Raw genomic sequence first — 23,822 nt, forward strand, 5'->3', positions numbered from 1 at the left:
TAAGCGCGAAGCCAACCTCAAGATAAGATTTCCCACTTCATAGAAGGTAAGATCCCAGAAAGACTATCTGGTTGATAGGCCCAGGGTGTAAGTGCAGCAATGCATTCAGCTGATGGGTACTAATAGATCGAGGACTTGACCAATAATATTAAAACTTTGCAGTTTTGAAGGTTCGATAAATCTTCATAATGCAGTCATTACAGCGAGGAGGATACACCTGTTCCCATACCGAACACAGAAGTTAAGCTCCTTAGCGCCGAAGGTACTCGGACCGGAAGGTCCCGGGAGAATAGGACGTGGCTGCGTGATAGACCTCCGATATTTCGGAGGTTTTTTTGCGTTCAAATGCATGTGAGGTATGAACATGCCTCCAATACACAGTTTAGTGGGAGGGCGGATATGGAATCAAATTTTCTTGCAAACAGGCTTTTTGAAATTAAAAATGCCAATATGGCTTCATTTCACGTGCCAGGGCATAAAAACGGAAAGCTGTATGAAAGGCTGGGACTGTATGAATACGTCCAAAACCTTCATGTAATGGATACTACAGAAATTGAGGGAACAGACAATCTGCACAGTCCCTCGGATGTTATAAAAAAAGCCCAGGAGAGGGCGAGCAGGGCATTTGGAAGCGACAAGAGCTTTTTCCTTGTAAATGGCACGACTTGTGGAATACAAGCGGCTATAATGGCAAGCGTAAAGCCTGGAGAAAAGCTTATAATGGACAGGTCAAGCCATATGAGCGCTTTTAATGCATGCATAATGGGACAGATCAGTACGGCATATATAGATTCGAAAACGGACGAAAAAAACGCCATACCGCTTCCATCACTTGCTGAGGATGTAAGGTATGCCATACAAAAAAACAGGGACGCAAAGGCGGTATATATAACGAGCCCTACATATTACGGAGATGTGGCGGATATAGAGCAGATAAGCCAAATGGCTCATGAAAATGGAATGATATTGATAGTAGATTCGGCCCATGGTTCACACCTTGAGTTGAGTGAAAATCTGCCCAAAGGCCCAATTGCCTCAGGGGCTGACATATGCATATTTAGCCTTCATAAAACCCTCTCTGCATTCACTCAGTCGTCAATAATGCATATTTCAGGAGGAAGGGCAGATGTAAGCGCCATAAAGAGATTTTTGGCAATGATTCACTCTTCAAGTCCTTCATATATATTGATGAGTTCCATAGATGTTTGCATGGGAATATATGAGCAGTACGGAAAAGAGCTTATGAGAGAGCTACTCCAGAACATAGAAATTATTGAAAGTTTTTTGAAAAAGGCAAAGAGACTAAGTTTGTATGAAGGATATTCGCATGGATTCGACAGGACTAAAATATTTATAAACACCCTTGAGACAGGATTTTCAGGGTATGAAATAGAAAAGGTGCTCAGGAAGGACTACGGCATACAAATTGAATTTGCAACGCCATATGGGATTATGATTGTGAGTTCGATAGGAAACGACAGAAGCGATTTTAACAGGCTGAAAGATGCACTTAAGGGAATAGAGCAGGGAAAAGGGCCCCTCCCCGTACAAAGCTTCTCAGGCTATCCACAGGAGCCAGCAGTAAAGGAGATGGAGATGTTTGAGGCGTTTTATGCCCAAAGAGAGAATGCTTTGTTCGAAAACGCCACAGGAAAGACAAGCGGGGAATATATAATACCCTATCCACCAGGAATACCGCTTGTGGTGCCGGGAGAAATCATAAGAAGCGAAGTAATAGACTATATAAAGACTTCAAAGGCCCATGGAATGAATATAAAGGGAATTAAGGATTCGAGATGCAAATCCATAGAAATAATCAAGTAGATATTTAAGCGGCACAAATATGTTGTATAATTTAGTTTAGCAGGTGCTATAATTCAAGGCATGATAAGGGAGGAGAAACTATTGGCAAGAATAGAAATAATAGGACTAGGGCCTGGAGACATAGCCCTTATAAGCTCAGGGGCGCTTGAAGCTGTAAAAAATTCAAAAAAGCTTATATTCAGGACTGCTCAGCACCCGATGATAAAAGATATTGTGGATGAGAGCATGGATATAGAGTATATGGATTCGTTTTATGAGTTGGGCGAGAGCTTTGAGCAGGTGTATGAAGAAATAGCGGAGTATGTGGTTGAAAAGGCTAAGGACATTGACATAACATATGCAGTTCCAGGGCATCCAAGGGTTGCGGAAACAACGGTGGGACTTATAGAAGAAAAGGCTGCCAGAAAAGGGATTGATGTGAGAATAATCCCGTCTATGAGCTTTGTAGATGCGATGTTCAACATGATTGGGACCAATCCTGCCGACGGATTTATACTTCTTGACGCGCTAAGCCTTGACTCGAGGGAGCTAAGCAGTGGCAAACATGTTGTAATAACGCAGGTATACGATCAGTTTGTAGCATCTGACACAAAATTAAAACTTATGGAGTATTATGAGGATGAACAGGGTATATATATAGTCAAGGCTGCCGGCATAAGGGGTCTTGAGAGTATGCAAGAGGTAAAACTTTGCGAGCTCGACCATTCTGCTGACTACTTTGACGATCTTACAAGCATATACATACCAAGGGGAACAAATGAAAAATTCAAAAATGTATATGAACTTGAGAAGATAATGGAAAAGCTAAGGTCAAAAGACGGATGCCCGTGGGATATAAAGCAGACTCATGAGTCACTTAAAAAACACATAGTGGAAGAGGCATATGAGGTTGTAGATGCCATAGACAGCGGAGACATCGATTCATTGATAGAAGAGCTTGGAGATGTGCTCCTTCAGGTGGTGTTCCACTCCCAAATAGGCAAGGAAGAAGGCTATTTTGATATTGACGAGGTTGCAGATGCCATATGTAAAAAGCTCATACACAGGCATCCCCATGTTTTTGCAGGAGAAGACTTTGAAGAGGAGAGCTTCATGAAAAAATGGGAGCAGCTTAAGAAGGAGGAAAAGGGCGAAGAAACTGTAACACAAGGCCTCAGAAGGATTCCAAGGCATCTTCCGGCTTTAATGAAGGCTCAAAAGGTTCAAAAAAAGGCTTCATACGTTGGATTTGACTGGGATGAAATAAAAGATGTGTACAAAAAAGTTGAAGAAGAATACAAAGAAGTGGTTGACGCGCATGCAATTGGCGATATACAATACATACAGGAAGAGTTAGGGGATTTGCTGTTTGCAATTGTAAATCTTTCTAGGTTCCTTAATGTAGACCCGGAAGAGGCTCTCAACAAGACAACCGAGAAATTCATAAGGAGATTTGAATTTGTGGAAAACGGTGTCAAAGAAGTTGGAAAGAAAGTCGAAGATATGACACTGGAGCAGCTGGACGAATTATGGGAGCAGTCTAAATCAAAGGGGCTTTAAATTTAAAATGGCTTATTAAAATTTTTATTTTAATATATTTTATTGAGGAGGTAGTTATTGTGAATAAAGCTGAACTAGTAGCTAAGATGGCTGAAAAGAGTAACCTGACTAAAAAGGATGCAGAAGCTGCACTTAATGCATTTATTGAATCTGTACAAGAGACTCTTATAAACAATGAGAAAGTTCAACTAGTAGGATTTGGAACTTTTGAAGTTAGAGAAAGAGCAGCTAGGACAGGAAGAAACCCTAGAAATCCTGAGCAAGAGATAGAAATACCAGCGTCTAAGGCTCCAGTATTCAAAGCTGGAAAAGGACTAAAAGAGGTAGTTAACAAGTAGTTTTAAATGATTATACATAAAAGGGCGCGGATTATTCCGTGCCCTTTGTTAATATACAGATGTATCAAAATCGGCAAGGATATATACGCGGTAAGTTTGTTGTGGGGCACAAGGGGAAAATGGCTAAAGAGGGCTTATGGCAGCGCATAAAGTGTAAAGGGCAGGGAGATATGGTATAATTAATATAAATGAAATAAAAGCGGTATGCATTTGGAGGAGTATAAAATGAGGTTAGATAAATTTTTGAAGGTTTCAAGACTTATAAAGAGAAGGACTGTTGCAAAAGAAGCCTGCACAAGCGGCATAATAAGCATAAACGGCAAGGTGGCAAAGGCATCTACAGAGGTAAATGCAGGCGATACAATAGAGATCAGATTTGGCGAAAAGATAAGCAAGGTAAAAGTTCTTGAGGTGAGGGAACATGTCCTGAAAAAAGAGGCTCAGGAAATGTATGAAGTGATACAGTAAATCCAAGGGGAGTAGTATTAAATGAGTAAGTCTTCGGGTGTTTCAAAAAAGAGGTTTAATGTTGAAAAGCTTATATTTAACAGTATTATAGTTCTCATAATGCTTTATATAGCTACTGCGCTTGTAAAACAGGAAATTACCATAAGAAAATACAAGTCTCAAATAAAAGATATACATGCAAAGATCGAAGCCGAAAAAAAAGACATAGATGACATAAAAAAGGACATAGAGCAGGCAGAAAATATTGATAACATTGAAAAGATAGCCAGGGAAAGGCTTAAAATGATAAAACCGGGTGAAATAATGTATGTGGATGTAGATAAGGATTAGAGTGAGTTTTTAGGAGGTTGAAAGTCATGAGGGTTGCAGCCATAGACATAGGAACGAATTCTATGAGATTGCTTATAGCCGACTATGAGGACGGAAGGTTCAAGGAAAGGGAAAAACACATTAATACGACCAGAATTGGTGAATCCGTCGACGAAGAGGGAATAATAAATGACGATGCCATAGAGCGCAACGTAGATGCGCTTGAAGACTTTACAGAGCTTGCAAGGGAAAAGGGATGCAAGCAAATATGGGCTGTGGGGACTTCCGCTCTTAGAGACAGTAAAAATTCAGGTGAGTTCTTGCAAAGGGCGCTTGAAAAGTCAGGCGTGGCTGTTGAGATAATAAGCGGAAGCACAGAAGCAGATCTTGGATTCATGGGAGTTCTTGAAGGAATACAGGACAAGGATGAAAACATACTGGTTGTGGACATAGGCGGGGGATCGACTGAATTCATAGTCGGGAACAAGTACGGAATAAAGTTCATGAAAAGTGAGAATGTAGGGGCGCTTAGAATGACAGAGAAGTTCCTCAAAAAAGATCCCGTTGACAAAATTGAATACATGAGCATGGAAAATCACGTTTCAAATGAGATAGATGACACGGTTGGAGAGATATGCAGGTACAACATAAAAAAGGTGGTAGGCATAGGAGGGACTATAACCTCAGTAGCTGCAATGCTTGCCGAAATGGAAGTATACGATATGGACAAGATACACAGCAGCATAATAACATACCCTCAAATATGCGAGCTTCTCAAGACACTTAAAAGGCTCAAGACAAGTGAGAAGATGATGCTAAATGGACTTCAGCCTAAAAGGGCCGACATAATAACGGCAGGAGTTGGGATACTGGAGATAGTCCTTAGAAAGATATGTTTTGACAGGATGATTGTAAGCGAGTACGACAACCTGGAAGGACTAGTATCCAGAAAGATAAGCATATGATTTTTGAATACATGGACATTGTGATCAAAATGAATATAGGGGTCATTTAGAGAAAAAATAGAATTAGCCATGTGATTTACTTCACATGGCTAATTCTATTTTTGTCTATTCAATATCATCATCTTCATCATCATATTCTTCTATTTCTTCAATATCATCTTCTATTTCTTCGGGGTTTACGTAAATATCTATGCTTTCATCTTCTACTGACTCATCATATGAGTCTAAATCCTCGCCTTCGAATTCATAGTCGAGTTCCTCGATTTGTATCTCCCAAGTGTTGTCATTCAGGAATATGACAAAGAATATGTCATGCGTGGGCTCTGTTTGAATCAGTGACGAATCTAGAACATCCCCATTCTCCAAAAGTTCTATGGGATATTTTTTCCATATGGCATCGCCGTCTTCTATGTTTTCTACAGATTTGCTTTTCATGGCTTGTATTATCCAATCTCGAAGGACTGCAAGTTCATCCTCGTCGTCTATATATTCGCCATTGTAAAAGATCCCTTCGAAATTTTCAGCATTTAGCCCATGGCCGTCAAGGAATAAAAAGCTTCCCCAAAAAGTTTTTGAAAGCACTTTGTCTATGAATTTATCGTTGGTCATGGCAACGCCCCCTATTACTATTTTTATAAATTAATGATACCCCATAAAAAAGACTTAATTCATATATTCCAGCATGTATTGGCACTGGAGACGTTGGATTTTGTCCATATAGATAAAGCCGAAATGATTGATGCTGTCATTAGGCCAATAAGAGGCAGCGTAATTACAGTTCATTAAACTGCAATGAGTGTAAAGCCATGAACGTTTATTATACATTGAAGCAGCTGTTTGTGGTAAAATAAGGATAGTTGCAGCTGATTTGTCATGATATATTTTGAGTTTTGAAGTGTGGAGATATAGCCACATTATGTAAAAGTGCTTAAATTGGGTATTTTGGAGGAAAACATAATGAATGTAAAAATAATAAACAATCCGTCTTCGGGAAGGACTACTATTCAAAAAAATCTTGAAGGAATAGTCGGAAGGCTCGTGCTTGATGGAACATTTGAAACGGTTAAAAAAGTGGATACTACAGTTGATTTTGACTATAGGGCCTGCATGGAATCCGCAAAAGCCGAGAATGTGGATATGGTAATGGCGATTGGCGGGGATGGAACTGTAAACAGGGTTGTGAACGGAATGATGAACACGGGGCTCGATGTGCCACTTGTAATAGTTCCTGCAGGCACTGTAAATGACTTTGCCACATATCTTGATCTGCCCAGTGATATAGAGGGCATATGCAGCATGATAAAGAAAAAGAGCATGAAGAGGATAGATGTGTGCAAGGTGAATAAAAAATATTTCATAAATATTGCAGCATGCGGTCTTTTCACAGATGTCGCACTCAAGACCAATGTTGAACTCAAGACTATGTTTGGCAGGTTTGCTTACTATGCAGAGGGTATAAAGGAGATACCAAAACAGATATTCCAGTCGCTTCCCATGAAGTTTTCATATGCTAATGAGGAATTTGAAGAGAATTTGGCAATATTTGCAGTTGTCAATACTCCTGTTGTAGGGGGATTTAAAAAATTTGCACCAGAGGCAAAGCTCGATGACAATATGTTTGACGTTATAATAATAAAAAAGACAGATATAATAGATACAGCGAATCTCTTCCTCAAGATATTAAGAGGAGACCATTTGGGTAGTGACATGGTAAAGCATTTCCAAACTGACAGACTATACGTGGAGAGTGTGAATGAGGGGCTTAAAATAGACATAGATGGTGAAGACGGAGGCGGATTTCCAGCGGAATTTACAATAGTAAGCTCTGCAATGGACATATGCATTCCATAAAGCGGCCGTGGGATAGAGTAATTTTAAGTGTTTTTTACAGATTATCAAAAAATTATACAGTTATTTATCCATTAAGAATTTATGCCGTCTTTGCAAAGGCGGCTTTTTTGATGAAAAAATCCAGGTTGAAAATGAGCCTGGACAAGGGGATTAAGCGATTTTCTTTCTATTGCGCTCTATTATTTGGTCTATTTCAGATTCATATATGGTTTCATTTTCCATCGGGGTCTGAATTTTTTATGCTGCGCTTGTTTTTCGAGTGAATTTTTATCATTTCAATCCTGTCCTCATACTCGGGAAGAGGTATGCATACATGCATGTCGAACCTGCCAACCCTTGTAAGAGCGCTATCGAGCATGTCGAACCTGTTTGTGGCACCTATGACTATTATCTCCTTTGGCATTCTGGCTCCAAGCTGTCTATACTTTTGAGGGGTTTTAAGAAAATCGATTATAAACTGGAGGTCCTTTTTGACCTCCAAGTGGCCAGCTATGTCGTCAAATGTCACGTTTGGAACACTGTCGACTCTGTATGAAAACTTAGGGTATCTTTTCCTCTTTTGGACGCTGCTGCGCTGCAGCTCGAAGAACTGTTTCTTTTCTTGTCTGTAAAATGGCTCTGCTCCTCGTAGTATAGTTTAAAAAGCTGCTTTACTCTGCAAAACATTTTTATTGCTCCTTCCTCGTTTTGAGCTGGATGTAATGCAAAGCTTATTATAGATGAAACTTATGATGCTATAAATAAATATAATTAAAATCGATTTTAAACTTGCATTTTTTTGAGATATAATGAATATGTGAACTGAAAATCCGAGGTGCTGCAGACGGCGGCGCACTTTATAATAGTATTAATTTTTGAACACAAATATGGACAACAGTGTTGGAGGGGAAGAATGCCATGATAATAGATACTCACATGCACGAAAAGACATATTCTCTTGACAGCAAGATTTCGCTTGAGGACATAGTGAAGAGAGGCAGACAGATGGGACTTGACGGAGTCTGCATAACAGACCATGAAAGCAATGATATAATGGAAAAGGCCCACGAGTACTCAAAGGAAACTGGATTTTTGATAATAGTGGGAGCGGAAGTGCTGACCCATGAGGGCGACATAACTGTATTTGGACTGGACAAGCTTCCAAGCGAAAAGGTCCATGCCCAGCAGCTTGTAGATATGACGCTCAGGGCGGGAGGGGTCGCAATGAGCGCCCACCCATTCAGGCAAAATAACAGGGGAATGGGAAACACAATAAGGGATGTAAGAGGTCTTTCTGGAATAGAGGCATTCAACGGAAGCACAAGGCCTCACAACAATATTTATGCATACGGGCTTGCAGCTGAGCTGGGACTGCCTTCACTGGGGGCAAGCGACGCCCACACAATAGAAGCGATAGGCAAGTATGCAACGGTATTTCCTGGTGGCATAAGGGATGTAAAGGACTTTATAGAGGCGGTAAAGGCAGGTAACACGTGCCCAGCGGTACATACGGGCAGCGGATATGAAAAAATAGACATGTACGACAAGCTATATAACAAGATATTGTTTGAAAAGGCGGTATAAAAGAGCCCTCACCTATGGTGGGGGCTTTATAGTTAGATTCAAAGCTTAAGAAGTATCTCCCATACATATGATATATAATTTAACATGTATGGGCTTTATCAGATTTTATAAAGTTTATAATGAAAACAGTGTTAAAGGAGAGCTGTTTGTCATGGGATTAGCATAGAAAAAACCTATGATGGGCAAATATTCTATTAGTAACATTTATTTCTAATGGAGTATATGCTGATATATAATATATTCAGGGCAAAACCCTGCATAAATACATAAAAAATACTAGGGAGGATTCAAAATGAAGAGAATATTGGCAGTGATGGTTTCAATATTCATGATAGCGACATCTCTTGTGGGATGTACGTCTAATGACAAGGGAGAGAAGGAGGAAACGGCTGGAACATCTATGCTGGAGGGTTCGACTATAAGAGTTGTTGCGGCATATGGAGGGAAAGAGGAGATATTCGCAAAGTTCACTGAGGATACGGCAGTGAAAGTTGAATTCATAGACATGTCTTCAGGAGAGGTTCTTGCAAGGACAGAGGCTGAAGGAGGAAAGCCCATGGCTGACGTATGGTTTGGCGGAGGGGCTGACAGTTTCATGTCTGCCGGAGAAAAAGGGCTTTTAGAGTCTTATGTGTCACCTGAGGAAGAATCTGTTGGAGAAAAGTACAAAGGTGATGAATACTGGACGGGAGTATCTCTTGTAACGGCAGGATTTATGGTAAATACCGATGTAATGGCTGAAAAAGGTCTACAGGCTCCAAAGACCTGGAAAGACCTTGCAAAGGCGGAGTACAAGGACGAAGTGCTAATGGCTGATCCATCCATATCAGGAACAAACTATGCGGTTGTAAACTGCCTGCTTCAGGGAATGGGAGAGGAAGAAGGATGGAAATACCTTGAAGAGCTTAAAAATAACATACCTTTCTACGCTCAAAGGGGCGGAGAGCCTCCAAAGAAGGTTGCAGCAGGAGAAATGGCTGTGGGCATAATTCCTATGTCGGGAGAATTCGTGTCGATGGAGGAGAAATACCCTGTAAAGACAATATATCCTGAAGACGGAATACCTTGGGTTCCTGCTGGACTTGCAATATTCAAAAATGCTGAAAATATTGACGCCGCAAAGGCTTTTGTAGACTGGGCTCTTTCTGCAAAAGGCCAGGAAGTCATAAGAGACAAGGACCCTAGAGTAATGGTCAGAGAAGATGTTTCAGTTCCGGAGATGATGAATGACATCAATATTGAAGGCCTTATAGACATAGATCTTTCAAAATTCGGATCTCAAAGAGACCAAATACTTGAAAGCTGGGCGCAAAGGATGGCAAAATAAAAAATGCCTAATTTGAAAACTCGGGTATCCAAAAACTTGGATACCCGTTTTTATGATCTGTTTGATATGTCCATAATAGCTAGTATAGTCATCTCCATAATGGTGTTCATATTGTGGCCGATATCAGAGGTAATAGTCAAAAGCTTTTTTCCGGAAGGAATATTTTCACTTGAACTATACAGGGAGATTTTCACAGGAGGCAGAAGGCTTTTTTATAACAGCATTTTCGTGTCTACTGTATCTACTGCATGTACCATAGTGTTTGCGGTTTGTATATCGCTATATTCGAATTTTTCGGCAAAGAAAATGAGAAATATTATAATGGCGGTTCTAATGCTTACAATGATATCTCCGCCGTTCGTATCGTCACTTGCATATATAACTCTTTTTGGCAAAAGGGGTATAATAACATACAGGCTTTTGGGTCTTACAATAAACCCTTACGGCTGGCACGGAATAGTTCTAATGCAGGTGTTCGGCAATATTTCACTGGCATCGCTTGTCATAATGGGGATGATGTCTGGAATAGACAGGAGCCTAATAGAGGCATCACTCGACCTTGGAGAAAGTGCGGCAAAGACCATAAGAAGGGTGGTGATTCCACTTTCAAAACCGGGCATAGTCGCATCGTCATTCATAACATTTGTAAAATGCCTTGCGGACTTTGGGACTCCAATAATAATAGGGGGAAATTTCAAGGTGCTTGCAACAGAGGCGTATATTTCCCTCATAGGAAGAGGCGACCTACCCCGGGCTGCGGCTATAAGCGTCATGATACTCATACCTTCGCTCGTGGTATTTTTCACATACAGGTACAATATGAGGGATTCGAAACTGTTTTCGGCGACGGGCTTAAAATCGCCGAGGATGCTTGATGTGGATTTTGACATGGGCATTGGGCTTAGGAGCGTTCTTGCATTGTTCACATGGACATTCCTTATATTTATGACCCTCCAGTATTTATCAATATTCCTGTCGGCTATTTCAGACTACAAGTCCGGACAGCTAATATTCACAATGGAATACATAAAATCGGTGAAATTTTCAAAGATGCCAAGCTTTTTCAGGAGCATAAGATATGCCTTTGCAGCGGGAATTGCAACGAGTGTCATAGGACTGCTGCTTTCGTATTACGTCGAAAGGAGAAATGTCAAAGGCTCAAGGGTTATAGACTTTATAGCCACCCTTCCATACATAATGCCGGGGCCGCTCTTTGGAATAGGCTATATACTTGCATTCAACGACTATCCGCTTGCGCTCACTGGAACGGGCCTGATAGTGGTGATAAACTGCGTGTACAGGCAGATTCCAATAAGCACAAAGGCCGCAAGCGCGGTGCTTGGCAACGTAGGAAGCGACATTGAGGATGCGGCAAGGGATCTGGGCTCTTCCAACATGAGAATACTTGCAGATATAATAATGCCTCTTTTAAAGCCGGCATTCCTCGTGAGCTTTGTAAATACATTCACGGCCACAATGACCACCGTGGGAGCCATAATATTTCTCATAACCCCTTCGGCAAAGGTTGCTACTGTGGAGCTGTTCAATGTCATAAGGGACGGGGACTACGGGCTTGCAGCTGTGCTTGCGAGCATGATAATAATAGCCACGATTATAATAAACATAATTTTTTCGAGGATAATTATAAGAGAGGGATAGCAGGGGGTTATAATGGATGTATCTTAAAATCGAAAATATAACAAAAGAATTCGAAGGGTTTAGGGCGGTAGATGATTTTTCTATTGAAATAGAGAAGGGAGAGCTGGTGTCGCTGCTTGGCCCCAGCGGATGCGGAAAGACCACGACACTCAGGATTCTGGGGGGATTTTTGGCGCCGTCAAGCGGGAGGATAATACTCGAAGGGGAGGACATAACAGGGACATCTCCCGAGAAAAGGCCCGTGGCAACAGTATTTCAAAGCTATGCGCTTTTTCCGCACATGAATGTCATTCAAAATGTCACATATGGGCTTAAAAATCTCAAAATGTATTCAAAGGGAGAGATGGATCAAAAGGGCAGGGAAATGCTCGATATTGTAGGGCTTGGCGAGCTTTCGGGAAGAAATGTCACAAGGATTTCGGGCGGGCAGCAGCAAAGGGTCGCCCTTGCAAGAGCGCTGATACTCAATCCGAAGGTGCTGCTTATGGACGAGCCCCTTTCAAACCTTGACGCAAAGCTCAGGGTCAGGATGAGAAACGAGATAAAGCATATACAAAAAAAGCTCGGAATAACAATGGTGTTTGTGACTCACGACCAGGAAGAGGCCATGAGCATATCGGACAGGATAGTCGTAATGAACGGGGGCAGAGCCGAGCAGATAGGCTGTCCGATTAATATATATGAAAGGCCATGCAGCGAATTTGTAGCTGATTTCATAGGAAGGGCTAACATACTGGAGATGGGCGCTTCAAAGGTGGTTGTAAGGCCTGAGCACATAGTCATATCAAGCAAAGACGGCAGATACAGCGGCGCGATAGTTGAAAAGAGCTTTTTGGGATTTTTCACAAGCTATGTTGTAAATGCAAAAATTGACGGAAAAGAAACGCTGCTCCAGGTGGACTGCGTAAATTCAAAATGCAACTATGATACGGGTGACATTGTGCATTTTGAATTTGAAAGGGTTCATGAGATAGAAGTGTAAAGTAGCATATGCAGTATACAACATAAGATTATATATGTTATATTCGGGGATTTGACATTCTATCCCCCGCATGCGCGGGGGATTTTTAATGCCTTAAAATTGCATAAAACCTATTATAGATTTGTATTGGGGGTATTAAAAAGTTATAGGTGTATGCAGGGGGGCTGAATATGGAAGTTTTAATAGAAGGCAGGGGGATATGGAAGCAGTATCAGATGGGGGAAGTGACAGTCAACGCCCTGAAGGGCGTTGATTTTGAGGTATACAGAGGGGAATTCATAGTGGTGCTTGGACCCAGCGGCTCGGGAAAGAGTACCCTTTTAAACATAATAGGGGGCATGGATTCTCCCACCAAGGGGGAATTGATATATGACGGAAGGGCAATATCCGGTGCCAGCGAGAGGGAGCTTACACAGTACAGGAGAAACAACGTTGGATTTGTATTCCAGTTTTACAATCTCATGCCAAATCTCACCGCGGGGGAGAACATAGGGCTTTCTGTGGAGATAGCAAACGAACCCCTGGAGATAGACTATGTGCTTGAGAAAATAGGACTCAGCGAGAGGAAAAACCATTTTCCCTCGCAGCTTTCTGGGGGGGAGCAGCAGCGTGTTGCCATAGGCAGGGCGCTTGCCAAGAATCCGGATCTTCTGCTTTGCGATGAGCCCACAGGTGCACTCGACCTTTCCACGGGAGTCGAGATACTAAAGTTTTTAAGGGATTTCAACAGGGAGTTAAAAAAGACCGTCATGATAATAACCCACAATGCTGGAATAGGAAAGATAGGTGACCGGGTATTTTATATAAGGGATGGAATGATTGAAAAAATAGAGAAAAATGAAAAGCCTCTAAGACCCGAGGAGGTGTCGTGGTGATACTTTACAAGAAAATGATGAGGGACATAATGCACCACAAGCTTGTGTACATATCAAGCGCTCTTGTAATAGTAATAGGGCTTAGCATGTACACTTCCATGTTCATGGTGATGGAAAATCTTCAGGCCGCGATGGATGAGTTCTATGAGGACTCAAATTTTGCGCACGGATTTGCAAGCCTTACAGGTGTTCCTGTGGGAGCTGTTGACGAGCTTCAAGGGACGGAAGGAGTGGAAAGTCTTCAGGGGCGGTTTGTAAAGGACGTTCGGATTTATGAAAAGGACCTTTCTGTCCCAAGATACCTCCGGCTTGTATCCGTTGACTTGGAAGAGGAAAGGCTTCTCAACTCGCCATTTGTGGAGGAAGGCGCCCCACTTGAAAAATCAAGCGACGGCGTTTGGCTTGATGTCAAATTCTACGATGAGAATTCAGTTTCGCCGGGCGACGGCATAGAGATAATCGCGGAAGGCAAACGGGTGGAACTTGACATAATAGGCTCTGCAATAAGTCCCGACTTCATATATGCAATGAGAAGCCTTCAGGAGATATACCCAGATCCCAGCACTTTTGGAATAGCATATATAGAGTATTCAAAAATGGAAAGCCTCTTCAGGGAAAAGGGAATTTACAACGAAATATCATTTACCATAGAAGAAGGATATACTTACGATGAAGTAGAGAGCAGGCTTGAAGACAAGCTCAAGAAATACGGACTCAAGAGCATATATGAAAGAGAGGACCAGGTGAGCCACTCCATACTAACAGGCGAGCTTGAACAGCTACAGGGGACAGCCCTTGTATTTCCATTGATATTTTTGGCCGTAGCAAGCTTTGTGCTCTATATAATGCTAAAGCGTATAGTCGAGCAGCAAAGGGGTCAGATAGGCATACTAAAGGCGTTTGGATACACAAAGCGGGAAATTCTTTTGCACTACATGAGCTACAGCATGATAGTGGGAGTTGCAGGGGGGATATTCGGAGGGCTTGCGGGTATATGGCTTGCATATTTTTATACTGAGCTGTACAGGGAGTTTTTCGCATTTCCGAATTTGAGCAGCACATTCTCCATGAAATACTTTGTCCAGGCAAATATTATATCCATATTATTCAGCATAGTGGCAGGATACAGCGGAACACGAAAAATACTAATGCTCAAGCCGGCGGATGCGCTAAGGCCGCCAGTATTAGTCAAGGTCCACACTATATGGCTTGAAAGGATAAGGGCCCTTTGGAAAATGTTTGGAACCCAGACAAAGATGGCTTTTAGGAACCTTTTCAGGAATAGGGCCAGAAGCCTTTTTACGATGATTGGGATAGTGTTTGTATTCAGCATAGTGACTACCACAGTCTCATTCCAAAGGGTAATAGAAATAATGATGAAAGAGCAGTTTGAAAAGGTCCAGACGTATGACGTGAAAATGAGCTTCTACACCCCTATAGATAGAAATGGGACATACAGGGAGATAGTGAATAGGGACTATATAAGGGAGGCAGAAGCTTTTTTGGAGGCCCCCATAAAGATTAAAAGCAGCTGGAGGGAAAAAGAGGCAATATGCATAGGAATGCAGATTGACGGGCGTATGTACAACATAATAGATAGCCGTGGCAATATTTTGAGACCGCCAATCGAGGGCATGATCATATCGGAAAAAATTGCAAACATCATGGACATAAGCGTTGGGGACACAGTCGAGATAGAAAGTCCATGGGCCGCAAAGGATGAGATAAGCGTAACAATAACAGGAATAATACCACAGCACTTCGGCGTGAACACCTACATGGAGATATCCTCGTTTTGCAAACTCATAGGGCAAAGGGACATGGCCACGTCGCTCCTTCTCGACATAGAGGACGGGCAGCTGGGAAGACTCAATGACGACTATATAAACGCTCAAAACGTAGTTTCTATAGAAAGGCGCGAAAAGACAATAGAGACATTCAACGAGCTTATGGAATCATATGCCTACATGCAGTGGATATTTGTAGTATTTGGTATAATAGCTGGATTTGCGGTGATATATACATCATCAACTATAATATTTTCGGAAAGGCAAAGGGAGCTTTCATCGCTCAGGGTCCTTGGGATGACAAAGGCGGAGATTTTCAGAATAATAGCTATAGAGCAGTGGGCTATAAGCGCAGGGGCAATTGCGATAGGCGTTCCAGTTGCTTATATTATGAGAGATGGTATAGCAAGAGGTGTAAGCACCGACCTTTTCAGCATACCCCTTGGGATAGATGCTGCTTCATTTTTGGCGAGCGCTGTGGTCACATTCGTATCAATAGCATTCGCACAGATTTCAGTGTACAGAAAGATAAGAAGGCTCAATTTTGTGGATGTGCTCAAAGAGAGGGAATAGGGGGGTGAGAATATGAAAAACAAAAAAATATTGAAAAAAAGTTTAAAGTGGATTGTAGCGGTACTCATAGTAATTGCATTAATAATATTATACCTGTATGAAAGCACAAAACCTTTGGAAGTTGAAGGGCAAAGGGTGCAAAAAATAGACATACGCGATACATTCGAGGAGGAAGGAACTGTAGAAGCCGCATATGAGGACGACATATACTCATCGCAGTCGGGAGAGATACAAAGCCTGAACATAAGGGAAGGTCAAAGGATCAAAAGCGGGGACGTAATACTAAGCATGGATACAAGCGAGCTTGAAAGGGGGATAGATCAGCTTGAAGGCCAGCTAAAGAGCATATCAGGACAGCAAAATACCGAGACATTATTGGGAAAAGAGGAAGCGATAGAAAGCCAGAGGCTTTCAGTTGAAAATGCAAGAAAGGAATATGAAGAGGCATTAAAGGGATATGAAAGGGGCACGGGGCTTTATGAGCAGGAGGCCATATCTCAGGATGATATTGAGAGGCTGAAAAAGGAAATGGAGATTGCTGAAAATGTAATGAACCAGCAGATACAAGCGTTGAGCGCCCTTGAAAGCCAGTATAGCGATCCTCAGGCCAGGCTGCTTTATTTCCAGGGGCAGCGGGAAGCTGTAAGGGCTCAAATAGAACTGTTTAGATACAAGATTGGAAAGTCCAGGATATATGCGGGCAAGGCGGGAATAGTAAAGAGCGTGAATGTAGATGAAAAGCAGTATATAGCGCCAGGGCAGAGCATTGCGACTCTCATTGGAGATGGAGGGATAGAGGTGGAGTCAAGGGTGCTTGCGAAGGATGCTGTAGACCTTCGACCCGGAATGGATGTGAAGATAGTGCTCGAACACGAGCCGGACGATTTTACATTCGAGGGGAGCATAAAGAGGATAAATCCATATGCATCGGAGAGCGTGTCTGCAATAGGCCTGGTGGAGAGAAGGGTCGATGTTAAAATAGACCTGAGGGGGGACTATTCCATTTTGAAACCGGGCTACAGCGTGGACGTGGAATTCCTCAAAAGAAGCCAAAAAGGAGCAATTGCAGTCCCCAAAAGGGCCATATTCAAGCATGAGGGGGAAGATGCGATATGGAAGATAGTCTCCGAAAAGGCAGTAATCCAGAAGGTGTCTGTGGGATATGAAACGGACGACTACTCTATTATAGACAGCGGACTTGATGAGGGCGACATTGTCATACTCAACCACAAGACGGACGGCCTTGACATAGACAAGAGAGTGAAGCCGGTGTTTCAGTAGAACAAAACTACAGTTAATGGCCTACGAAGCTTTTGAATGCAAAATCTGGACAATATGAATAAAAAATGCCATCGGTGCCGATGGCATTTTTTATTCATATTGTGATATAATTTTACAAAATCAAGGGTTAAATAAGTGGATTTTAATATTGAGGCGACTGAAGCGGGCGCAGATAGTGAAACTCTTAAACGCTTAGATTGTGGGGGTCGAGTGAATATATTTTTTCATTGCTCTGCAAAAAACTGTCAACGAGGGCCTTTTGCCTTTTCAAAAGCTCGTGGTATTCTATTGAAAGTATTCCGCATTCTGCGGAGTGTTTTTTTTCTATGAAATCACAAAGAAGCCCCTCGACTACGTTTAAATCCTGTATGCTTCCTAGAATGTCCTGAACAGATTTCATATTGTCATGGAAATCTTGTCCGACTGGATTTATGCTGTCTATCACTTCAATCATGTACCTGAAATTTTTGAATGCTATTCTGACACTGTGTATGCTCTTTATGTCTTCGGGATTAACATCTTCTAAAAGAGAGGTTACATTATTGAAAGAGGCGGTGGCGGAGCTTAAAAGCATATCGTAGAGATTATCAGACTTGGATTCTTTCGAAAGCTTTTTCTGGAGAGATTTCGATGTCTCCTTGATATTTGAAATGTCCATTTTTTTAAACTCTTTAGACAGATCCTTTGAAAGACTGTCTTCGAGTACATTCAAATGGTCAAAAAAAGCCTCCAGATCGGGAAATTCTTTTTTCATTTCATCAATATAGAGTAGTGAAATGTGTACATCCCTCAGAGGGCCGAACATCTTAAGCTTTTGATTAATGAGCTTCAAGCTGTTTTTGGTCTTTTTATCGGACACGCCCAAAATAGGATTCACTATTTCAGTGAGTGCCATGAGCCGCCTTAGGGCAATCCTGATATCATGGACGTGTTCATTTGTAAACTCTTTTTTGCAGTTCTTGTATTCTCTTATGAATTTTTCAAGTTTGACTTGCGCAAATTCACATAGCTTTTTAGATTCAACAGACATTCCAAAACCTCCCATGCACTTAAAGTACTAGTTATAGTATATATATGTCCATATTGGAAGTTTTGAAAATCAAAAACAAAAAATCCCAAAAATAAATTTTGGGATTTTAATTCTTATTTTTAAACATGCTCGGGAACTGCTTTATGGATACTTATTTTTCAGAAGTCTCCAAAACAAGCTTTTTAACGGCCGTATTTGCGGCATCGGAGGCCTTGATTTGGATGTTGGAAAGATTCCTGAGCTGGTCGACCTCTTTATTAACATTCAAGGTCTCTTCTTCGAGCTTTAGCAGAATTTCGTTTATCTCATGGGCAAAGCTTTCACTGTCATTTGCAAGCTTTTGCACTTCGTTTGCAACTACGGCAAATCCCTTTCCATGCTCCCCGGCACGTGCCGATTCTATTGAAGCATTTATTCCCAGTATCTTTGTCTGTTTTGCTATTTTGTTTACATATTGTATTATTTTGTCGCTTTGCTGTATATACTGCGTAGAATTTTGAGAAGAAACCAGGAGATTGTCTGAAATATCATGTATGCTGCCTATGGATGATGAAATATTGTTTAGCTCAAGCTCGACAGCACTTGAAGTCTCACCTATTATTTCTATCTGGTTGTTCACCATGTCCAGAGCCTCTATGTTTTTTTCCACTAGAGTCATGATGAGAAGTGCGGCATTTGAGTCTAAAACAGTGCATCTTTGGGAAAACATGTCTATAAGTTTTTCTGAAAGGCTTGAACTTCCTGTTGCCTCTATTATAATGTCTGTGCTGCTCGGATTGATGTCGTTTATGGAACTAGAGCAAGGCAACTTTAGCTCTCTTGCAAGTCTCATTCCAGGTGCGTCTGTATTGCGGTCGACTATCATTACAATTTGGAGACTGTCTATGAGTGAAATTGCATGTATTATGCCTTTTCCACCGGTACCTGCACCAACTATGGCTATATTCAAAAAAAATCACCCCTACTAAACTGTTTTTTACAGCGGCATTTAATTAAATGTCTAATAATATTATAAATGAGCCTGTTTGTTTTGTCATTATATATGGATAGATATCACTGAATAAATTACGCAGCGCCAAAGCGCAGTATGTCAGGCAGGGTTATAATTCGGATGCGTTTGGCATACTGCCGGATGGGTCTGAATTTATATATGATACTGCTATATTTCTATGAATGAGTGTTTTCTGGATTTAAAGCTGCAAATGCTTGTAAGTCCTAAATCTTTAAGCATAGTGTATGTGGATTCGAAATCGGCGCAAATATCCTCTTTTTTGTGGGCGTCAGAGCCTACGGTTATGATTTTTCCGCCAAGCTGACTGTATCTTTTTATTATTGAAGGGTGCGGATGGACTCTTCCAAGCCCGTATCTGAATCCGGAAGTGTTAATCTCAATGCCCTGGCCGTTCGATATCAGAAGGCGAAGTATTTGGTCTATTATATCTGAAAACATTTCGTATTCGAGGTTTTTGGATTCGTACCCTCCATACCTAACTATGAGGTCCATATGGCCTAGAACGTCGAACATGCCTTTATACAGCCTTATGTTTTCGAGCACGTTTTCAAAATATCTCATATAGCATTCATGCTGACTTTTATTTTTAAAGAAGGCATGCCTGCAAAAGTCCATCCTGTCCGCAGCATGAACGGAACCTATTACAAAGTCGAAGGGATAGCTTGATATAAGGGCGCTTATCTCCTGCTTTATATGTGGTTGAAGACCGACCTCTATTCCAAGGAGCACATTTATGCTTGAAGAGTATTCATACTTTAGCATTTTGAACTCTTCATAATATTTTTCATAGTCTATTACAAATGGCCACTCAGGATCCGGATAGTCAAAATCCACATGGTCTGTAAAAGCTATCTCCTTGAGTCCCAGCGATACGGCTGATTTTATCATGTCGTGCATTTTTTCGCTGCAGTCATCTGAAAAATGAGTATGTACATGGTAGTCAGAGTAATACAATAAATTCATCTCCCTCATTAATTTGTGTAATTTAAAGAAGCCTTTAGAAATATAATACTGTGAATATGATAATATTAAAATATTAATAAATAAAATATATATATGAAATAAAATTGAAAAAATATTTCAAAAATATGATTAATCCCGAAAGGTGTTAGTGTCAAACGGTTTACCTCTATATAAAGATAAAAGTTAGACAAAGTATCTATTGGGTATTCTACGAAAATTTGGTAAAATAGAAAATGTACACAGGAATTAAGTTTCGTATTCCCACAAAAAAAACTTAGGATGTGATTTTACTTGAATGAACAGCTTTCACAATTCATAATTGAGGAAAACAAGCTCCTCAAGAAAACAGTTGACAAGCTGAATTCTGAAAACGACGCAGTGGTTTTGCTTATAGAGTTTTTGGAAGCGCTTCTAAAAACAGGAGGAATAGAAAAAGTAACAGGACTTATAATAAGGCATCTTTCGGAGTTCCTTGGGGCAAGCAGGACTATGCTCATAAGGAAGGAATCGAAGGAAGACCTGTATGCCCGTTACTCATATGAAGGTGGAGAGATAAGAAAAATCAATCTTATGAGGAACGAGCTTGGGAAAGACTATTTCTTTGTGTATGTAGAGAAGGTCTATGTAATAAGTGAGAACCCATCCAGCATAGTCATGCCTATAAAGTATACAGGTGAGAACATAGGTGGGGTTAAATTCGAGTTTGAAAGTGTTGAAGACATACCACAGTATAAAATAGACATACTCAAAAGATATGGTCCCATATGCGGTCTTGTAATGAAAAACCAGATTCTTATAGAAGAGCTCATGGGGGAGAAGCAGACAATACTTCAAAAAAATGCCATAATAAACGAAGAAAAAAAAATAATACTCGAACAGAACAAAAAGAGCAGGAGAGAGCTTAAGCTTGCTCAAAACATACAAAAGAAAATACTTCCAGCAGGCTATATGAGGTTTGGAGACTATAATTTCTACAGGAATTTCAAACCTTCATATTATCTAGGGGGGGATTTTTACGATGTAATAGGGGGCAGTGATGACAGCGTTGTATTTTACATGGCCGACATTTCAGGGCATGGAGTGGGCGCTTCGCTGCTCACGGTGTTTTTGAAGCAGACTATAAAGGGTCTTGTAAGGTATTATGAAAAGAAAGGCGAGCCTTTAGTCCCCTCGAAAATGCTTAAAAAGCTGCAAAACAGATTTATGGACATTGAAATGGTCGAAGAGATATATATAGGAATAATAGTAGGAGTACTAGACCTTAAAGAAAACAAGATAACACTTTCGAATGCAGGACACAATGTGCCCCCCATACATGTTATGGGAGCACATGAGACCACTGAACTGTACGAAATAAGCGGTCTGCCGATAAACGGGCTTGGGCTTGATTTTATAAAGTTTGAATACGAAGACAGGACGGTATATATAGACAAGGGAGACAATATAGTATTTCTTACAGACGGGGCCGTTGAAGAGAGAAGCCCTGAAGGTGAAGAAATGGGAATAGAGCGGTTGAGAAGGCTCATGTTCCTAAATAGATATATGAGTTTTGAAGAACAGTTCGACATAATGCTTTCAAAAGTTTCTCAACACAGCCACACTACAAGATTTAATGATGACATTGCCTTTTTGGCGATATCCAGGGAATGATAAGAATGCTTTGTATGACATATGCAAGGCATTTTTTATTGTTCAAAAGACAATCCATGTCTTTTACATAAACCTCATAAAAAGTGGAAAAGCCATAAAATTTATTTTTTATGGCTTTTCCACTTTACTTTAGTAAAGCAAGAAAGTATAATGGGAATTGTTAAAAGAAGTAGCAGAATATAAAGATGCGGGAGGAATAAATTATGAAAAAGAGATTATTGACTTTAATATCACTGGTTATAATGGGAACACTTATATTTGCAGGATGCGGGCAGAAAGAGGAAAGCTCTGCAGACGAGTCGCTTCAGAAGATAAAGGAAAAGGGAGAGTTTGTAGTAGGTCTTGATGACAGTTTCCCGCCTATGGGATTTAGAGATGAGTCTGGCGAGATAGTTGGATTTGACATAGACCTTGCAAAGGAAGCTGCAAGCAGAATGGGCGTAAATGTAACATTCAAGCCGGTTGACTGGGACGGAGTAATACTGAGCCTTAAAAACGGAGATATAGATGTAATATGGAATGGCCTGACTATAACAGAGGATAGAAAGAAGAATATAGCTTTTACAAATCCTTACCTGAGCAACAATCAGATAATAGTGGTTCAAAAGAACTCAGACATTCAATCAAAAGGTGATTTTGAAGGAAAGACTGTAGGAATACAGATGGGAAGTACGGCTCAAGAAGCTCTTGACAACAATGCAGATTTTACTGACTCACTTAAAGAGGTCAGAAAGTATTCAAACAACGTAGAAGCCCTTCTAGACCTTAAGGCGGGAAGGCTTGAGGGCGTAGTAGTTGACGGAGTTGTAGGAAGATACTATATAGCTGAAAACAAGGCAGCCGATGACTACAGAGTTCTTTCTGATGACCTTGGAAAAGAGTCTTACGGAGTTGGATTAAGACAGGAAGATGCGGCATTCCTTGGAGAGCTTAACAAGGCCCTTGAAGAAATGAAAGAAGATGGAACTGCGGCAGAGATATCTAAGAAATGGTTTGGAGAAGATATAGTCGTAAAATAGAGCAAAAAGACCGGAAATTCATTTTCCGGTCTTTTTTGCAAAAAATTCTTTTATTATAGAGTATTTGCTTAGCAAAAACTCTTTTTTTATGATAATATTTAATGTGGTAAAGCGTTAATGTGTAATCTACAAAAATGAACTGGAGGATTAAAATGGAGTATATATGGAATATAACGTTGTTCATACTCAAGGGAGCCTCTGTCAGCCTTAAGATTTATGTGACCACGGCTGTTTTTTGCGTGCCCCTGGGAATACTGTTTGCACTTGGAAAGATATCCAAGAACAAAGCTCTCAATGCACTGCTGGACATCTATACATGGGTGTTTAGAGGAACACCTCTGCTACTTCAGCTTTTCTTTGCATACTACGGACTTCCTCTCATGGGCATAACCATGACCCCGTTTACGGCTGCATCACTTACATTCATAATAAACTATGCGGCATATCTTACTGAGATATTCAGGGCTGGAATAGAGTCTATAGACAAGGGACAGTATGAGGCTGCTCACTCTCTTGGAATGAGCTATACTCAGACTATGAGAAGGATAATAATACCTCAGACAATAAGAAGGGTTTTGCCTCCCATGTGCAACGAGGCCATAACGCTGGTAAAGGATACGGCGCTTGTGACTGCAATAGGAATGGGTGACATTCTGAGGGCTGCAAAAGAGGTCCTTACAAGGGATTTCACGATAATACCATTTGTAATAGCTGCAGTGCTTTATCTTATAATGAGCTGGGTAATAGTGGCCGGATTCAAAAAAATAGAGCAAAAATACTCTGTTTATTAAAACGCGGGAGGATTTT

Annotated in this window: 23 protein-coding genes and 2 rRNA genes; 19 read left to right on the plus strand and 6 right to left on the minus strand. The window is 40.9% G+C overall.

The features are described from left to right. The 8 genes from BUQ87_RS13255 to BUQ87_RS13290 all read left to right on the plus strand — a co-directional run. Positions 1 to 143: ribosomal RNA gene (locus BUQ87_RS13255) — 23S ribosomal RNA — on the plus strand; the annotation flags it as partial. Positions 144 to 189: 46 nt separating this feature from the next. Then, positions 190 to 306 (plus strand): 5S ribosomal RNA (gene rrf, locus BUQ87_RS13260). A 93-nt stretch (positions 307 to 399) separates the two neighbouring features. Then, the gene (locus BUQ87_RS13265; protein ID WP_038265704.1) at positions 400 to 1,824 is read left to right on the plus strand and encodes an aminotransferase class I/II-fold pyridoxal phosphate-dependent enzyme; all 1,425 of its coding nucleotides are present in this window, start codon (positions 400 to 402) and stop codon (positions 1,822 to 1,824) included. Positions 1,825 to 1,905: 81 nt separating this feature from the next. Next, entirely contained in the window at positions 1,906 to 3,363 is a 1,458-nt protein-coding gene (gene yabN / locus BUQ87_RS13270; RefSeq protein WP_052636159.1) for a bifunctional methyltransferase/pyrophosphohydrolase YabN, read from the plus strand. A gap of 59 nt (positions 3,364 to 3,422) precedes the next feature. Further along, a complete protein-coding gene (locus BUQ87_RS13275) occupies positions 3,423 to 3,701 on the plus strand; it encodes an HU family DNA-binding protein (protein ID WP_038265710.1) in 279 nt (92 codons plus the stop codon). A 225-nt stretch (positions 3,702 to 3,926) separates the two neighbouring features. After that, complete coding sequence (locus BUQ87_RS13280) at positions 3,927 to 4,169, plus strand: RNA-binding S4 domain-containing protein (protein ID WP_038265713.1); 243 nt, start codon at positions 3,927 to 3,929, stop codon at positions 4,167 to 4,169. A gap of 21 nt (positions 4,170 to 4,190) precedes the next feature. Beyond that, complete coding sequence (locus BUQ87_RS13285; RefSeq protein WP_038265716.1) at positions 4,191 to 4,499, plus strand: FtsB family cell division protein; 309 nt, start codon at positions 4,191 to 4,193, stop codon at positions 4,497 to 4,499. Positions 4,500 to 4,525: 26 nt separating this feature from the next. Then, on the plus strand, positions 4,526 to 5,443 hold the full coding sequence (locus BUQ87_RS13290) for a Ppx/GppA phosphatase family protein (RefSeq protein WP_038265719.1): 918 nt from the start codon (positions 4,526 to 4,528) through the stop codon (positions 5,441 to 5,443). A gap of 105 nt (positions 5,444 to 5,548) precedes the next feature. On the opposite strand, the gene BUQ87_RS13295 is transcribed toward BUQ87_RS13290, so the two are convergent. After that, complete coding sequence (locus tag BUQ87_RS13295; RefSeq protein WP_038265722.1) at positions 5,549 to 6,052, minus strand: hypothetical protein; 504 nt, start codon at positions 6,050 to 6,052, stop codon at positions 5,549 to 5,551. Between the two features lie 348 nt (positions 6,053 to 6,400). On the opposite strand from BUQ87_RS13295, the gene BUQ87_RS13300 reads away from it, so the two are divergent. Then, positions 6,401 to 7,294, plus strand: a complete 894-nt coding sequence (locus BUQ87_RS13300) for a diacylglycerol/lipid kinase family protein (protein ID WP_038265725.1) — start codon at positions 6,401 to 6,403, stop codon at positions 7,292 to 7,294. 211 nt (positions 7,295 to 7,505) lie between these two features. Here the strand turns inward: BUQ87_RS13300 and BUQ87_RS15600 are convergent, their stop codons facing one another. After that, the gene (locus BUQ87_RS15600; RefSeq protein ID WP_038265728.1) at positions 7,506 to 7,802 is read right to left on the minus strand and encodes an AAA family ATPase; all 297 of its coding nucleotides are present in this window, start codon (positions 7,800 to 7,802) and stop codon (positions 7,506 to 7,508) included. Next, a complete protein-coding gene (locus tag BUQ87_RS15320; RefSeq protein ID WP_159434341.1) occupies positions 7,799 to 7,960 on the minus strand; it encodes a hypothetical protein in 162 nt (53 codons plus the stop codon). Before BUQ87_RS15320 ends, BUQ87_RS15600 begins: the two co-directional genes overlap by 4 nt. Before the next feature lie 231 nt (positions 7,961 to 8,191). On the opposite strand from BUQ87_RS15320, the gene BUQ87_RS13310 reads away from it, so the two are divergent. The 7 genes from BUQ87_RS13310 to BUQ87_RS13340 all read left to right on the plus strand — a co-directional run bounded on the left by BUQ87_RS13310 (position 8,192) and on the right by BUQ87_RS13340 (position 17,341). Then, on the plus strand, positions 8,192 to 8,857 hold the full coding sequence (locus tag BUQ87_RS13310; RefSeq protein WP_038265731.1) for a PHP domain-containing protein: 666 nt from the start codon (positions 8,192 to 8,194) through the stop codon (positions 8,855 to 8,857). A 292-nt stretch (positions 8,858 to 9,149) separates the two neighbouring features. Continuing rightward, positions 9,150 to 10,184 (plus strand): ABC transporter substrate-binding protein, encoded by a 1,035-nt coding sequence (locus BUQ87_RS13315; RefSeq protein WP_038265734.1) that lies wholly within the window; start codon positions 9,150 to 9,152, stop codon positions 10,182 to 10,184. A gap of 66 nt (positions 10,185 to 10,250) precedes the next feature. After that, a complete protein-coding gene (locus BUQ87_RS13320) occupies positions 10,251 to 11,843 on the plus strand; it encodes an ABC transporter permease (RefSeq protein ID WP_242943846.1) in 1,593 nt (530 codons plus the stop codon). Positions 11,844 to 11,859: 16 nt separating this feature from the next. Beyond that, positions 11,860 to 12,825 carry an ABC transporter ATP-binding protein gene (locus tag BUQ87_RS13325; protein ID WP_038265740.1) on the plus strand — a complete coding sequence of 322 codons (966 nt, stop codon included), beginning with the start codon at positions 11,860 to 11,862 and terminating at the stop codon, positions 12,823 to 12,825. A gap of 170 nt (positions 12,826 to 12,995) precedes the next feature. Beyond that, positions 12,996 to 13,700: an ABC transporter ATP-binding protein gene (locus tag BUQ87_RS13330; RefSeq protein WP_038265742.1), complete on the plus strand. Its 705-nt coding sequence runs from the start codon at positions 12,996 to 12,998 to the stop codon at positions 13,698 to 13,700. Next, entirely contained in the window at positions 13,697 to 16,060 is a 2,364-nt protein-coding gene (locus BUQ87_RS13335; protein WP_052636160.1) for an ABC transporter permease, read from the plus strand. Before BUQ87_RS13330 ends, BUQ87_RS13335 begins: the two co-directional genes overlap by 4 nt. Before the next feature lie 12 nt (positions 16,061 to 16,072). Beyond that, a complete protein-coding gene (locus tag BUQ87_RS13340; protein ID WP_038265745.1) occupies positions 16,073 to 17,341 on the plus strand; it encodes an efflux RND transporter periplasmic adaptor subunit in 1,269 nt (422 codons plus the stop codon). Between the two features lie 184 nt (positions 17,342 to 17,525). Here the strand turns inward: BUQ87_RS13340 and BUQ87_RS13345 are convergent, their stop codons facing one another. From BUQ87_RS13345 to BUQ87_RS13355, 3 genes are all read right to left on the minus strand, one after another. Continuing rightward, the gene (locus BUQ87_RS13345; protein ID WP_038265747.1) at positions 17,526 to 18,371 is read right to left on the minus strand and encodes a CHAD domain-containing protein; all 846 of its coding nucleotides are present in this window, start codon (positions 18,369 to 18,371) and stop codon (positions 17,526 to 17,528) included. 151 nt (positions 18,372 to 18,522) lie between these two features. Then, complete coding sequence (locus tag BUQ87_RS13350) at positions 18,523 to 19,320, minus strand: methyl-accepting chemotaxis protein (RefSeq protein WP_038265750.1); 798 nt, start codon at positions 19,318 to 19,320, stop codon at positions 18,523 to 18,525. 210 nt (positions 19,321 to 19,530) lie between these two features. Next, positions 19,531 to 20,337 (minus strand): histidinol-phosphatase HisJ family protein, encoded by an 807-nt coding sequence (locus BUQ87_RS13355; protein ID WP_159434342.1) that lies wholly within the window; start codon positions 20,335 to 20,337, stop codon positions 19,531 to 19,533. 300 nt (positions 20,338 to 20,637) lie between these two features. Between BUQ87_RS13355 and BUQ87_RS13360 the strand changes: the two genes are divergently transcribed. From BUQ87_RS13360 to BUQ87_RS13370, 3 genes are all read left to right on the plus strand, one after another. Continuing rightward, positions 20,638 to 21,996, plus strand: coding sequence for a PP2C family protein-serine/threonine phosphatase (locus BUQ87_RS13360; RefSeq protein ID WP_038265756.1), 1,359 nt, complete (start codon positions 20,638 to 20,640; stop codon positions 21,994 to 21,996). Between the two features lie 203 nt (positions 21,997 to 22,199). Further along, positions 22,200 to 23,015 (plus strand): amino acid ABC transporter substrate-binding protein, encoded by an 816-nt coding sequence (locus BUQ87_RS13365; protein WP_038265759.1) that lies wholly within the window; start codon positions 22,200 to 22,202, stop codon positions 23,013 to 23,015. Positions 23,016 to 23,167: 152 nt separating this feature from the next. Next, positions 23,168 to 23,806: an amino acid ABC transporter permease gene (locus tag BUQ87_RS13370; RefSeq protein WP_038265761.1), complete on the plus strand. Its 639-nt coding sequence runs from the start codon at positions 23,168 to 23,170 to the stop codon at positions 23,804 to 23,806. The last annotated feature ends 16 nt before the right edge of the window (positions 23,807 to 23,822 follow it).

This window comes from Peptoclostridium litorale DSM 5388 (genome assembly GCF_900141635.1).
Taxonomy (GTDB): domain Bacteria; phylum Bacillota; class Clostridia; order Peptostreptococcales; family Peptostreptococcaceae; genus Peptoclostridium; species Peptoclostridium litorale.